The 14,124-nt window shown below is 54.4% G+C and carries 11 protein-coding genes; 4 read left to right on the top strand and 7 right to left on the bottom strand.

The annotated features are described in order from the left end of the window. Window positions 1-119 precede the first annotated feature (119 nt). From ABQ298_02720 to ABQ298_02690, 7 genes are read right to left on the bottom strand one after another with little or no spacing between them, the layout of a single operon-like run. The gene (locus ABQ298_02720; GenBank protein MEQ9823277.1) at window positions 120-977 is read right to left on the bottom strand and encodes an HDOD domain-containing protein; all 858 of its coding nucleotides are present in this window, start codon (window positions 975-977) and stop codon (window positions 120-122) included. Between the two features lie 35 nt (window positions 978-1,012). Beyond that, a complete protein-coding gene (locus tag ABQ298_02715) occupies window positions 1,013-1,387 on the bottom strand; it encodes a response regulator (GenBank protein ID MEQ9823276.1) in 375 nt (124 codons plus the stop codon). Between the two features lie 9 nt (window positions 1,388-1,396). Next, window positions 1,397-2,236, bottom strand: a complete 840-nt coding sequence (locus ABQ298_02710; GenBank protein MEQ9823275.1) for a protein-glutamate O-methyltransferase CheR — start codon at window positions 2,234-2,236, stop codon at window positions 1,397-1,399. 5 nt (window positions 2,237-2,241) lie between these two features. Beyond that, complete coding sequence (gene cheB, locus ABQ298_02705) at window positions 2,242-3,411, bottom strand: chemotaxis-specific protein-glutamate methyltransferase CheB (GenBank protein ID MEQ9823274.1); 1,170 nt, start codon at window positions 3,409-3,411, stop codon at window positions 2,242-2,244. Window positions 3,412-3,460: 49 nt separating this feature from the next. Then, window positions 3,461-6,520 carry a chemotaxis protein CheW gene (locus ABQ298_02700; protein ID MEQ9823273.1) on the bottom strand — a complete coding sequence of 1,020 codons (3,060 nt, stop codon included), beginning with the start codon at window positions 6,518-6,520 and terminating at the stop codon, window positions 3,461-3,463. A gap of 37 nt (window positions 6,521-6,557) precedes the next feature. Beyond that, on the bottom strand, window positions 6,558-6,872 hold the full coding sequence (locus ABQ298_02695) for an STAS domain-containing protein (protein ID MEQ9823272.1): 315 nt from the start codon (window positions 6,870-6,872) through the stop codon (window positions 6,558-6,560). Between the two features lie 40 nt (window positions 6,873-6,912). Next, entirely contained in the window at window positions 6,913-7,419 is a 507-nt protein-coding gene (locus tag ABQ298_02690; protein MEQ9823271.1) for a chemotaxis protein CheW, read from the bottom strand. Between the two features lie 281 nt (window positions 7,420-7,700). Between ABQ298_02690 and ABQ298_02685 the strand changes: the two genes are divergently transcribed. From ABQ298_02685 to ABQ298_02670, 4 genes are read left to right on the top strand one after another with little or no spacing between them, the layout of a single operon-like run. Next, on the top strand, window positions 7,701-9,266 hold the full coding sequence (locus tag ABQ298_02685) for a response regulator (GenBank protein ID MEQ9823270.1): 1,566 nt from the start codon (window positions 7,701-7,703) through the stop codon (window positions 9,264-9,266). A 47-nt stretch (window positions 9,267-9,313) separates the two neighbouring features. Then, window positions 9,314-10,855, top strand: coding sequence for a response regulator (locus ABQ298_02680; protein MEQ9823269.1), 1,542 nt, complete (start codon window positions 9,314-9,316; stop codon window positions 10,853-10,855). A 48-nt stretch (window positions 10,856-10,903) separates the two neighbouring features. Next, the gene (locus ABQ298_02675) at window positions 10,904-12,277 is read left to right on the top strand and encodes an NAD-dependent succinate-semialdehyde dehydrogenase (GenBank protein MEQ9823268.1); all 1,374 of its coding nucleotides are present in this window, start codon (window positions 10,904-10,906) and stop codon (window positions 12,275-12,277) included. After that, entirely contained in the window at window positions 12,274-14,103 is a 1,830-nt protein-coding gene (locus tag ABQ298_02670) for an SLC13 family permease (GenBank protein MEQ9823267.1), read from the top strand. Before ABQ298_02675 ends, ABQ298_02670 begins: the two co-directional genes overlap by 4 nt. Window positions 14,104-14,124 lie beyond the last annotated feature (21 nt).

Below are 14,124 nucleotides of genomic sequence, written 5' to 3'. Positions count from 1 at the left end.
AGGATAGAGGCATTTCCTCTATTTCTCCTTAGCACAAAAGCCATCCCCACGACGCGGGGATGGCTTTTGTGCTAAGGACGCATGCACGGCTGCGGAAATCAATCGTAATGCTCCGACCTTCAAGTCGCCGCATCGAGAATGATCTTCGCGCGATCCGTGATTTCGAGAACCTCTTTCAGCAACGCAGGAATATCCTCCACTTTCAGACCGACGCTGTCCCAGGCCTCATCATAAAAACTCACGGGAAATCGGTCGATCCCAACGCCGATTCCCTGATTCAGACACGCAAAATTGGCAATATGCACGATGTAGATCATGTCCCTCGTATCATTCGGAGCGTTCACCGGGTCATTGTAGTGAAGCGCTACATCTGAGACTTCGCGTGGAAACTGCCAATGATCAAACACAAAGCTTGAGGCCTCGGGGTGACTGACACCGATGATCTCCTTTTCGAGTTCCCAGAGATCTTTTTCATCCTTTTCAACCTCATCAAGAACCTGCTGGTATTGCTCGGGAAAGTTCTGTGCCAGCAACAGAATGCCAACCTTGTGTAGCAGACCTGCAGTGTAGAGATGATCAGTGGTATTCACGCGTTTTCCCGCGTGCCTCTGGATGGCGTCTGAAGTCAGGGCCACGCCCAGGCAATGCACCCAGAACTGTCGAAAATCAATGCCATTGAGCGACTTGAACTTACTCACGAGCGAGACCGAGAGCACCAAGTCCCGCATGGCCGAAATCCCTACACGTGAGATGGCCTCAGAGATGGAGGAAACCTTGCCAGCATACCCATAGGCCACTGAGTTTGCAATTTTCAGCACGGATGCGGACAGGGCCATGTCCATTTTGACCAGATCCGCGATCTCGTTGGGATCTGCGTAAAAATCCTGGGTCAGGGATACAATCTTATGAGTCAGCTCCGGAAAGGGAGGTAACTCGCAGGTTTTGAGCTGATCAGCAATCTCTTGGGAGAATTCCATGGTGCACGTGTTTCAGGTTGGCAATGGATGCAATGTCAAAATCCCTGCCCCAGACACTGCATGATTTTAGTTTCGAGGTCTTCCTGTGCAAACGGTTTCACAAGGTAGTTGGTTGCTCCGGCAACAAGTGCCTTTTTCACATTATCCGGGTTCCCCTCACTGGTCACCATCATCACTGGAATGTCCTTCCAGCGGTCATCTGCCTTCACTTTCTGAAGAAATTCGAGTCCCGTCATGCCAGGCATGTTCCAGTCGAGCAGGATCATGTTGATGTCTGCACCCTGCTCCTCGAGCACCTTCAGTGCAAGAGATCCATTCCGGGCCGTCACCGTTTCCGCACCAATCACGCTCGCTGCATCGGAAATGATGCGCAACATCACCAGTGAATCGTCAACCCTCAGTATTTTCATAACTCTACCTTATTTCTTTTTGTAATAAATCGCACCTTGACCTTCTTTCATCTCAAAATCGGTGGAATATCCAACCAGCGACTCTGAAGAACCCAGCAGGAAAAATCCGGGTTGGTTGAGAATGCCGTGAATTCGGCGGAACAACTCGCGTTTGAACTGGTCCGTAAAATAGATCGCCACGTTGCGGCACAGCACAAAATCAAACTTTCCCAATGCGGACGGATGATCCTGAAGGTTGAACTTTTTGAATGTGATGCGACTCTTCAGCGATGGATTGACTACCCATATTTTTCCCTGCTGGGTGAAATACTTGGTCCGATAGTTCTCCGGCAACCCTCTTGACATGGCCAGCTGATTGTACCGACCGGAATTTGCCAGAAACAACACGCTGGGTGAAATATCGGTTGCCACAATTTCGAACTGCTCAAGTCTCACTCCGGGGTACTTTCCCGAGTGCAGCACATCATCAATAACCATTGCGATCGAATAAGGTTCCTGTCCGGTGGAACAGGCCGCCGACCAAATGCGAATCTTTGACCCGGGTTTGGCACGAGCGGTATTCATCAACTCGGGCAGAATCGACTCCCTCATGAGTGTCCACGGTTTGGCATCGCGGAACCAGAACGTTTCGTTGGTGGTCATCGCATCGATGATGCGCTCCCTCAGCTTCCCGCTGGTATCCTTTTGTGCATTGTCGTAGAACTCCTTGAAATTGGATGCACCCAACTCAACCATCATGCGACTCAGGCGACTCTCAATGAGGTAGGTCTTTTCCGGCTTCACCTCGATCTCGCTGTGCTTGAGGATGAAGTTTCGCAGCAAATTGAACTCTTCTGTGCTGATTGCCATGGGGACTAACTGACCTTTCTTTTTAAAACTAACTCGGATATGCGACCCGCGATTTGATCGAGCGGCAGGACCTCATCGGCCAGCCCCCTTTCGACAATTGCTCTGGGCATGCCATAGACCACACACGACTCTTCGTTCTGCGCAATGGTGTATGTGCTCGGCGAACGCCTCAGCGTCGTTACTCCCTGGCATCCGTCCTCCCCCATTCCCGTCAGGATGATCGAGAGGATGGAACCGCTGAACTCGGAGGCAACCGACTGGAACAATACATCGACCGAAGGGCGACACGAGTTGACCGGCGCTGCTTCATTGGTCGTGATTTCATATCCACCCATCGCATCGGTGCGCTTGCGGATTTCCATGTGCTTGCCGCCCGGAGCGATGTAGATGCGATCCGCCTGCATCAGCTCGCCATGAGTGGCCTCCACCACATCCAGTCCAGACTTTTTGGACAAAAACGAAGCCAGCGACGCCGTGAAAAAGGGCGGCATGTGCTGCACAATCAACACAGGACAACCCAACCGTTTTGGCAGCATGCACATCAACTGGTTCAGCGCATTGGGACCGCCCGTGGACACTCCAATCACGATGAGCGAGCGATGGGCATCAAAATTCACGAACCGACGCACCACTCCCACACGCCCCGTACCCACACTTGCCACAGGTCGGGATGCGGCACTTGATGCGACTCCCGCAGCTCCCGGGGCTGGTCGCTCCGTCGTCCTCGCACTGGGTGATGCAGAGATGCGTTTGTGGATCTGACGGATCTTGAGCAGTCGTACCACCCGATTCAACTCCTGGGCGAGCAGGCTCATGCTCTCATCCAGACTGTTGGTCTTGGGCTTGGGAATGAATTCCAGTGCGCCGATTTCCAGGGCCTCCACGGTGGTTTCCGCATCTGCACTGGTGACTCCACTGAACATCACCACCGCCGTACTCGGACTCAATTCATGAATCTTGCGCAGGGCCTCCACCCCATCCATGCGTGGCATGCAAACATCCAGCAGAAAAAGATCCACTGACTTGTTCTTGACCACTTCCACTGCGGCAACCCCGTCGACGGCAACCCCTACGAGTTCCGCCGATGGGATCTTCTCAACTGCCATGGAGAGAATTTTCCGATACAGTGCTGTATCATCAGCGAGGGCAACTCGCACTTTTTGACCTGCGTTCATTCCACAAATAGACAATCCACTTTCAACAACGATGCAACGCCACAGACCGTTATCGGCTAACCGACTCCTCAAGACGCGGCGTGCGCGAATCGAGAGTCTGCAGAATCAGGCGATGCAGTTTCTGCTTGTTGAATTTCAGAAGAAACTGATCCACTCCGACCTCACGACAGCGCGCCTCGTAAATGGCTTCATTGCGACTGGCGGTGACGACGATTGGCAGGTGTTTGTAGCGGTCAGAATTGCGAATCCGACGGGCGAGTTCGAGTCCGTCCATCTGGGGAAGCTCGGCTTCGGTGATCAGCATGTGATAGCTGCCATCATTGAGTTTTTCCCACGCTTCCACACCATTGCGCACGACAACCACCTCCCCAAAAATCTCTTCGAGGAAGGACTGCTGCACGTTGCGGAAAAAGACATTGTTCTCCACCAGCATTACCCGCAGCTTTGCAAAGCGATCATCAATGTACCCGACCTGGAACACATTGGGATCCACTGCCTCGAAGAGGTTGTAGATGTCCACCAGCAAGACCAGCGCATCGTTGATGAAGGTGCTGCCAAGGATACCGGTGCCAGTGATGGTTTCCCGGTCGAGATCGACCACGGTTTCCACAGTGTCCACAATCTGCGTGGCAATGATGCCCATCGGCTTTGCCACCAGTTTTGGAATCAACACATAGAGTTCTTCCGGGCTGTTCTCCGGGTGCGCTACCGGCATGTAGTGATGCATGCGAACCAGGCGAATCGATTTGCCGCCAAGATTCAGGTATTCCCCACTTCCGACATTTTCGATGTCCGCTGCCTTGATCTTTTCAATGCGCGCAACCGTCGAGAGATTGATGGCAAAGAGTTCAAACCCTTCATTGCGGAACAACAGGAGCGACTCACTGTCGCTGCTTCGCAGGGCGAGACTTTCCTCCTGCTCGCGTTCTTCACTGAGGGCCTCAATTTCGCCAAAGTCGAGATTTGCGATCATGGCGATACCGGCTACGTCGAGAATCATGGCAACCTTGCCATCTCCCATGATCGTCACCCCCGAGTAACAGCCTGCATCCTTCGTGTACTGACTGAGTGGTTTGACCGCAATCTCCTCACTGTCATAAAGATCGTTGACGATGAGTCCATACTGCTTGTTGTCAAGATGCAGCACGAGCACAAATCCTTCATCCTTATTGCGCTCTGCCTCACCTTCGACCTGTTCAATATCGAGCACCTCCGCAAGGTCCAGCAACGTCAGCAGGGAATCCCTCAGGCGCAGCACGCGCGTGCCCCGCACCATCTCGGTCTTGTTCTTTCCGCCCAAACGCACGACCTCTTCAAGATTCACCTGCGGAATAGCAAAGCGGCGTCCCCCGGCACCCACGATCATGGCTGGAATAATGGCCAGCGTCAGTGGCAGGCGAAGGGAAATGGTCGTTCCCCTTCCACGCTCGGAATCGATGTCAATGAAGCCGCCGAGATTCTCAATGTTTGTGCGAACCACATCCATGCCCACACCACGACCAGAGACATCGCTGACCTTTTCCGCAGTGGACAGCCCGGGAAGAAAAATAATGTTGAACGCCTGCCGGTCGGACATCACCTCTGCCTCTTCCGGTGTGATCAGACCCTTTTCAATTGCCTTGCGCTTGAGTTTGGTGGTGTCGAGGCCGCGCCCGTCATCCTTGATTTCGATCAACACCTGACCACCGGCATGCTTTGCCGAGAGGCGGGCATTTCCCATGCGGGGCTTGCCTGCGGCCTCACGCTCATCCGGCGTCTCAATACCATGATCTGCCGTATTGCGAATCAGGTGTGTCAGTGGATCGGACAATGCTTCCACAATGGATTTGTCGAGTTCCACATCCTCACCCTCGATTTCGAGACGAATTTCTTTGCCCAGCTTGTTTGAGAGGTCACGAATGATGCGATTGAACTTTCCAAAAATGACACCCAGGGGCTGCAGACGGGTCTGCATCACACGCTCATGCATTTCAGAAGTCACCAGATTCATGTTCTGAATCACGCCCTGCAGGCCGCTGACCTCCTGACCGCTTCCCTCTGCAATGCGGATGAGCTGATTGCGACTGAGCACAAGTTCGCCCGCGAGATTCATCAAATCGTCGAGCAGTGAAACATTCACGCGTATCGTCTCATCCGCCTTCTTGCGAACGCTCTGAGTCTGCGGACTCGCTTGCGCAGATGCCACAATCTTATGGTCCTCTTCCGACTTGGACTGTGGCTCTGCGGTATCCGATGCAGATGGTTGCGAAGCGGGCATGACCTCATCCTCCCCTTCCACCACTTCGAGAAACACTTCCTCGGAGCGGGACTTGGGTTCGGTCTTCTGGGGATCGGTACCCAGCCACTTCTTGAGGATGCCAAGGTCCACTTCTTCCACCTGCTCGGACGGAATGTCAAAGACGCTCGTGATCATATCAGGCGATCCCATCACGGTGGTGAACAGGAACGAAACGACCAACTCATTCTCCAGCGCATCGTCGAGACCGCTGATCACTGAAAAGTCAAAGTTTGCATCCAGAAATTCACCCAGGGATTCAATCTCCTTGAAGTAGTCATAGGGTGTTTTCCCATGATCCTTGATGTCCTTGTTCATGAACAACTTGATCACAAAGACAAGATGTCCGTGACTCAGCGCATTCTTGATCAAAAGCGGATCGAGTACAAACTGCTGCAGATGTGCAGGCAGTTCGACCGTCTCATCCACCTTGGGTCCGGCAACCGGCGCACCGGCTCCGTCAGGTTCCAGCAACGCATTGAGCTTGGTCAGGTGATCTTCGATAGGCACGTTCGCACTGTTCTGCGGATCGTCGATCATCAGTTTGAGCGAATCCGTGCATTCAAGGAATACATCGACCATTTCGCGTGTGGGTTTCAGGTCACCCTCGCGCACCAGTGCCATCACGTTTTCCATGACATGACTGAGCTTCGCGATCTGATCAAAACCAAAAAATCCGGAAGAACCCTTGATACTGTGAACTCCGCGAAAGATGGTGTTGACTCCCTCAGAATCACTGGAGGCAGTCTCCATGGCAAGGATCTCAGGTTCCAGCGCATCCAGGTGTTCCTTCGACTCCTGAACAAAAATCTCGATCAATTCATTGTCTACCATAGGTCGGACTCCTCAAAAGATGGGTTTGTCGATAATTTCAACTGGAAGCGTTGACCCCAAAAACTTCGGTCAATTTAAATATGGAAAACAGCCAGCGCACGTTCTCGGTGCAATGGCTGACACGAAAGCCCCACTTCTTGCGCTTGCACTCCTGAAAAAGTCCGATCAGCAGATTCAGGCCCTGGGAGTCGATGGTATCCACCCCGCTCAAATTGACCTCAATCTGATTGACGCTTGCCGAAGCAGAATCGATGCCCTCCCGAAATTGTTTGGCCAGGGTTTCGACGTTGGTTGAAAGGATGTCTTCTCCTACCTGAAAACTCAGTTTGCGATCTTCAATGACATGGTTCATAGCGTGGGCGGGCTTTAGATAAATTTGGGTTGAGGGCGGATCATTCCCCTTTTTGTTCCGGATTCAGAACTTCTTTCAGATTCAGGAGAATGAGAAGCTGGTCGTTCAGGCGCACCACTCCCTTGATGAAACGCTTGTCGAGCTTACTGTCACGGGTTGGGGTACGAATGATTTCCTTGGAAGCAATGTTGAGCACATCACCGATGCGGTCCACATACAGACCGACCTTATCGGCCAGTGTGCGGTCATCCAGAGAGTGAGAAATATCACTGCTGTCGATCTCCGTATTGGTCTTGAGCACGATGCAACTGGCATCCTGACTTCCCTCGGCACCGTCAAAGGACAGGCGTTTGGCCAGATCCATAACGGTCACCACCTGTCCACGAAGATTGAGCACACCCCTGATGTATTTGGGAACCTTTGAGACTGGAGTGATGTCGAGATTCTGGTTGATCTCCCGGACCAGCAGGATCGAAATCCCAAACAGGTGCTGCCCCAGGTAAAAGGTCATGTACTGTTGTTGGGTGTTTTGGATTTGCAGATTCACAGCAGTGGTTGGTTGCAGAGTATTTGATATGGCCGATGGGCACACCGACTGGTGGCTTCTTTACAAGCTATCGTCCTATTGCTTTCGGAGTTTAGGCGAAGTTTGTAAAATTCTTCATCTCCGGATTTCGACTCAAATCCCCGGACGGAGACATGCTTTCAACACACACAACCCGGAAAAATTCCTGAACTTGGTCTTTATTGAAAGCTCAGACTGCCGAACATTATATCATGGTAGGATTCGCGACCTCATCCACCCCCAAAAGGCATGACCTCAAATTCATGCACGACTACTGCCTGCTCACGCGCAAGGGTAGTGAGGTACAGTTTATCTGTGACGAACGGGATCGCCTGTTTGCGGTGCACACACCAGGTTCTTTGAAGGAACTCGACCCCGCCACGCACTCCCTGGGCAGCGGATTGCCTGAAATTGCCGCACTTCTCGGCAACGCCAAGGGTTCGATTGTTCGCACTACCCTACCGGTTCCGGACTCCCTGCGATCCTATGTGCCCGAGCAACCTTGGATGCAGTCCCCAAGCTTGGGTGTCACGCTCTATCCGATATTCCAGGGGAAAATGCGCTGCGAATGGTACAATGTTACCCTTTTTCCCATCAACACTGACAATGCGTCGGGCAATTCTCATTCTGACGCAGCTGAAGAACTCAAAACCACCATCGGGAATTGCCTCATCGATGCACGCACGGGTCTCTTTCTTGAGGCGAACCAGGCATTTCAGGACGTCATGGGATTCGACGCCGAGCACCTGTTTCGAGCGCGGTGCGAAGAGCTGGGCATGAACGACCTGCTGTTGCTTGCCACACTCAACGCAGACCGCAAGTGCTTCTTTCAGTCCCAGTTTCGTGCCAGTGATGTGCCGCGCTGGTTTCTATCGGAAAGCTGTAAAATCGATGAGCATGAGTGCATCCGTATCTGGAGTCCGGAACAGGTCAGTTGCCCCGAATCCCATCTGGTGGGTTTTCAGCTCGCGCGCACCTACTGCGCCTCCTGGAAGGACAAACCGGAGCGCGTACTCATCTGCGATGACAATGAGCTGTTGCTCGACACCTGCTGCTCCATCATGGACTGGGCTCAGATCGGCTACGATGTCGCACACAACGGAAAGGAAGCCCTGCAGCAACTTGAACGTCAATCCTACCAGTGTGTCTTTCTCGACCTCAACATGCCGCGCCTCAATGGCTTCGACACGGCGCGTCTGATCCGAAAATCCCGGCGCGACTACCGAAGCATCCCCATCATTGCCATGACTGCCACTCCGCTCACCCAGGCCGACCTTGCGCGACAGCTGAAGCACTTCGATGCCATCCTGCAAAAACCCTTCGACGTGGAAGATGTGAAAGCCTCGGTGCGCCAGGCACGTGAACGACTCGACATTCAACCCTGTCGCGAAGCTGGCGATCACTCCAACCTGCCTGACAAGGCAAACTCCAATCCGACAGCCCATGCCCATGAGGATTATGAACCCACTCCGTTCATGACCCGATTCTGCACCCGGCCCGAGGTCATGGAGGGTCTGCGCAATCACATGATGCGCACTCTCGAATCCCACCTCGCCTTTCTGGAAACACTGGAAACGGGAGTATTGGACAAAGCCATAACCTCGGTCGTACAACAAATGCAGAGCATGTCCATCTCCATCGGTGCCTGGAAATTGGCAACCCATACCGGTCTGCTCCACGCTCACCTGCTCGCCAATTCGACGCCGGAAACTCTCGATTCTGCACGGGCATCTGTGGTCACCTGCATCGAGGAAGCACTCTGTTTTTACAACACCGTGAACTGGGAAACCTTTGCCAAGCGCGAACCCTCACCCTCTCCCGTGGGTTGAGCGGCGGATTCCGACCTTCTGAAAGAAACGCAGTCCAGACCGCTACGATGATTCCACGGCTATCCAACGCACACATTCTCATTGTTGACGATGAGTCCATCAACCTCACGATCATGGAGATCTCCCTCGAAGAGCAGGGATGTAAGGTGAGCACCTTTCGAAGTGCTGAAGAGTGTCTGAAGCTGCTACGCAGCACCAACCTCAAGAACTACGATTGCCTGATCACAGACTACAGCATGCCGGGCATCTCCGGCATTGACCTGCTCGAGAAAGTGAAAGCGCTCGATCCGACGCTCGAGGTCATCCTCGTGACGGGTGAAAATGAACGCTTCATCATCCAGGAATCCCTCCGCCACGGAGCTTTTGATTTCCTCGACAAACCGCTCGAACTGGAAAAATTCTACCAGTCCGTCGAACGTGCAGTTGTGGCCACCTCCCTTCGTCGCAAACGCGATGCCACCGAGGCCAGCCTGCTCGCGGCCCGCTCTGCGGGCATGTTCAATACCGTCGACACGCTCAACTGGTCGACTCATTTTGAACTGACCTATACCCCAAAACATGAACTCGGGGGCGATTTCATAGAGGTCTTTGAAACCTCCGCCGGCCAGCGCTGTGCCGTGTTCGGGGATATTTCCGGGCATGACATTCAATCGGCCCTGCTGAGCAGCCACTTCCTCGGCAGCCTCGTGGGTCGTCGGGCCGTGCAGTCACCGCTGGACATTCGCCAAATGCTGGAGGACTATAATAACCTGCTGCTGCGCAGGGCGGAAAATCTCGGCAACAGCCACCATGTGCGCGTCGGCAGCTCCCTGAGTGCCTGCACGATCGAACTCGTGGAACAGGAACAGTACATGCACCTCACCAACTGCGGTTTACCTGCCCTCTACCTGATCGATTTGCAAGGGGATGTGCAACGCCTCGAACCCGAGCACTACCCGCTCGGATGGTTTGAAGATTTCCAGGCCAGGCGCAGACGCTTCCGAACCTCTGACTTTGCCTGTTTGCTCGGGTTTACCGACGGTCTTGTGGAGTTTGCGATGAAACATCACTGGGACGTGCTCAGCCTCATTCATCACTTGCGCACCCTCAACAAGTCCGACACCCAGAACTTCCTCATCAATGCTGACGACGATATTCTGATCGCCAATATCCGCTTCAACGAAACCGAACCCGACGCCGTTCCCATTCTTTACGACCACTATCACGGCGATGCCTGTCAAAAGGTCGACCGTTATCAGAGTGTATGGAAACGCAGTCTGGAGCTGCTGTTCCCGCAGGGCAATTCCACCACACTGGAGCGCTTTGTTCTCGCCTGTCGCGAAGCCGTGCTCAATGCCATGAAACACGGGTGTGAGGGAAGATCTGAGCAAAGCGCAGAATTCTGTGTGAAGTATCGAGCTTCCACCCACACGCTCGAAGCAATCGTGCGGGACCCTGGCCCTGGTCACAACTTTGACTTTGAGCTGCGCGATCAGCAGCTCGAACACCTGAAACCTGGCAATCTGGGCTTGGTACTGATTTCAAAACTCGTTGACGAAATGCAGCTGGAGCACAATGGTTCCCAGCTGCGCCTGAAAATGAAACTTTGACATTCGTCGGGGTGCCCATACCCGGCAGGCGCGTTCCCACCGCTGCCCATGTCACTTGCGTCCATCAATCCTTATTCACTCGAAACGATCCGCACCTTCCCGGAATGTCCCCCCGACGAGATGCTGCGCATCGTCGCAAAGACGGTCGAAGCCCGTCAGGAATGGGCGCACACCGAACTGGAGTCCCGCTGCTCCCTGCTTCGCGAACTCGCCAAACAGCTGCGCGACGGCATCCACTACCATGCGCGCACCATAACGCTGGAGATGGGCAAACCCATCACCGAAGCCCGGGCCGAGATTGAAAAATGCGCAGCACTCTGCGATCACTACGCCGAACATGGCCCGGGGTATCTGCAGTCCCGCCCGCTTTCATCCGACCATGATCGCAGCTTTGTGCGCTACGAACCCATCGGAATCGTGCTGGCCATCATGCCGTGGAACTTTCCCTACTGGCAGGTCTTCAGGGCCGTGATCCCCGCCATCCTTGCAGGCAACGGTGCCATTCTCAAGCACGCGTCCAACGTCACGAGCTGTGCGCTGTCCATCGAAGCACTTTTCCCATCCTGTGGATTCCCATGCGATCTCATGCGCGCCATTCCCGTCACGGGTGCAAACACCGCCCTGCTGATCGCGCATCCTCACATCGCGGGTCTTTCGTTCACTGGCAGCAATGAGGCCGGCGAAAAAATCGCCGGACTCGCGGGCACACAGATCAAACGCACCGTGCTCGAACTGGGAGGCAGCGATGCCGCTCTGGTTCTCCACGATGCCGACCTTGACCTCGCCGCCGAGCGCACCGTGCGCGGTCGCATGCTCAACGCTGGCCAGAGTTGTATCGCCTCCAAGCGCATCCTCGTGCACACCAGCGTCCTGGACGACTATCTCGACCGTGTGCGCCACCACATCGACAAGCTGGAAATGGGAGACCCTCTCGAACCCTCAACAACCCTCGGTCCGCTCGCTACCCAGTCGGTTCATGAGCAGATACAGCAACAGGTCGAAGGCAGCATCCTGAAAGGAGCCGACTGCTGGATGCCCGAGTGCTACGCCGATGCCGCGCTGAAGGGGTGGCAGTATGCGCCGACCCTGCTCACCCAGGTCACTCCAGAAATGCCAGTGTGGAATGAAGAAACCTTTGGTCCCGTACTCTGTGTGAGCACCTTCGCTAACGAGCGCGAAGCAGTCCAGCTGGCCAACCATACGCGATGGGGACTCGGTGCATCCATTTATTCAATCGACCTTGAGCGCGCGCTCGGAATCGGCGAACAAATCGAGGTGGGAACCTGCACGATCAATGACATCGTAAAATCGGATCCACGCATCCCCTTTGGTGGAGTGAAAAAAAGCGGATACGGTCGCGAACTTGGCATTGAGGGAATTCGCGAATTCACCAATGTGAAAACCTACCACATCCAGTCATGACTTGGGAAATCCTCTTCGCCCTGCTACTGCTCGGACTCACCATCGGTAGTTTCATTTGGGAAAAAGTATCCAGCGATGTCACCGCCATTCTCGCATTTTCGGTGGTACTGCTCGCTGCCACACTCTTTCCCGGTGCTCAGTTGCCCCAGATCCCCGACCTCATTCAGGTGTTTTCAAATCCGGCCCCGCTGACCATCGGTGCAATGTTCATCATCAGCTCCGCGCTCAACAAGTCGGGTTCGATCGACGCACTTTCGAATGTGCTCAATCGCTTCAAGCATCTGGGCTACAAGCGCATGACGATCCTGCTTGTGTTCACGGTCGGATTTGCCTCGGCCTTCATCAACAATACCCCGGTGGTCGTCATGCTGCTGCCCGTGATGCTCAGTCTGGCCAAGTCCATGTCGCTCAGTGCCTCCAAGCTGCTGATTCCACTCTCGTATGCCTCCATTTTCGGAGGAACCTGCACCCTGCTCGGAACCAGCACAAATATCCTGGCCAGTGGCATGATCGAAAACCAGGGACTGCCCCCACTGGGAATGTTTGAGATCACCGCCATCGGAGTCCCGCTGCTGTTGTGCGGAGCGGTGTACCTGGCAACCATGGGCAAGCGCCTGCTTCCCAACCGGGAAACGCTCATGTCCATCCTGAGTGAGCAGGAACGCAAGGAGTTCATCACCGAGGTCTTTGTCAAGGAAGGTTCTCCGATGATTGGGAAAACCATCAAGGACTCCGACTGGTACCGAAAACACGGATTCCGCGTCATGGAAATCATTCGAAGTGGTGTTGCGCTCGGTGAAAACGCGAACCTCACCCCCCTGCGTCGGGGTGACCGTCTCGTGCTGTCGGCACGCCCCTCCGGCATTGCCCGGGCGCAGGAAATTTCCGGTCTGCACCTTGACCCCGAAGGCGATGTGGGACTCTCTACGATTTCTGCGCACGAAGGAGCAATGGTGGAAGCCATTCTGGCACCCAACTCCAGCCTCATCGGCAAGACACTCTCGGACATCAATTTCCGCCAACGCTACCGCATGCTCGTTCTGGCCATTCACCGGCATGGGCGCAATGTGCGGGACCGCATCACCACACTTCAGCTCGAACTGGGGGATACCCTGCTGCTGATGGGTTCGGAACAGGCCATTGAAAACCTGCACAACGGAGAAGACCTGATCCTGCTCGACCGCCCTCCGGTGCCCGGCAAGCAAATGCGACGCAAGGCACCCATCGTGATCGGTATCCTGCTGTCCGTCATTCTCGCCTCCACGTTCAACTGGATGCCCATCGCCGCCGCAACGGTCATCGGCGTCGGCCTCATCTTCCTCACCGGCTGCCTGAAGCCCAAGGAGGGATATGCATCCATCGAATGGAGCCTGCTCTTTCTCATCTACGGCATGCTGGGCATGGGCATGACGCTTGAGGTCACGGGTGCAACAGACTGGATCGTCGGCTCGGCCTGGCAATTTATCGAGTGGACGGTGGCGGAACCCTGGCGACCCATGGTTTCGCTGCTGGTGATCTACATGATCACTTCCCTCTTTACCGAGGTGCTCTCCAACAATGCCACGGTTGTCATCATGATTCCGATGGGAATATCCATTGCCCAACAGCTCGGGGTGGACACACGCCCATTCATCATCGCCGTCTGTATTGCCAGCTCCGCCAGTTTTGCCACCCCTATCGGGTATCAGACCAACACCTATGTTTACAGCGTCGGCGGATACCGTTTCAGCGACTTCTTCAAGATCGGTATCCCGCTCAACCTGCTCTACATGGTCGCGTCCATGCTCATCATTCCGCACATCTGGCCCTTTTTTCCGGACACCTGATCACAGCCTTGGCAGGAGCGC

It is taken from the genome of Puniceicoccaceae bacterium (assembly GCA_040224245.1).
GTDB lineage: Bacteria > Verrucomicrobiota > Verrucomicrobiia > Opitutales > JAFGAQ01 > JAKSBQ01.
The sequence above is the reverse complement of the archived record's forward strand: the minus strand, read 5'-3'. Positions and strand labels throughout refer to the sequence as shown.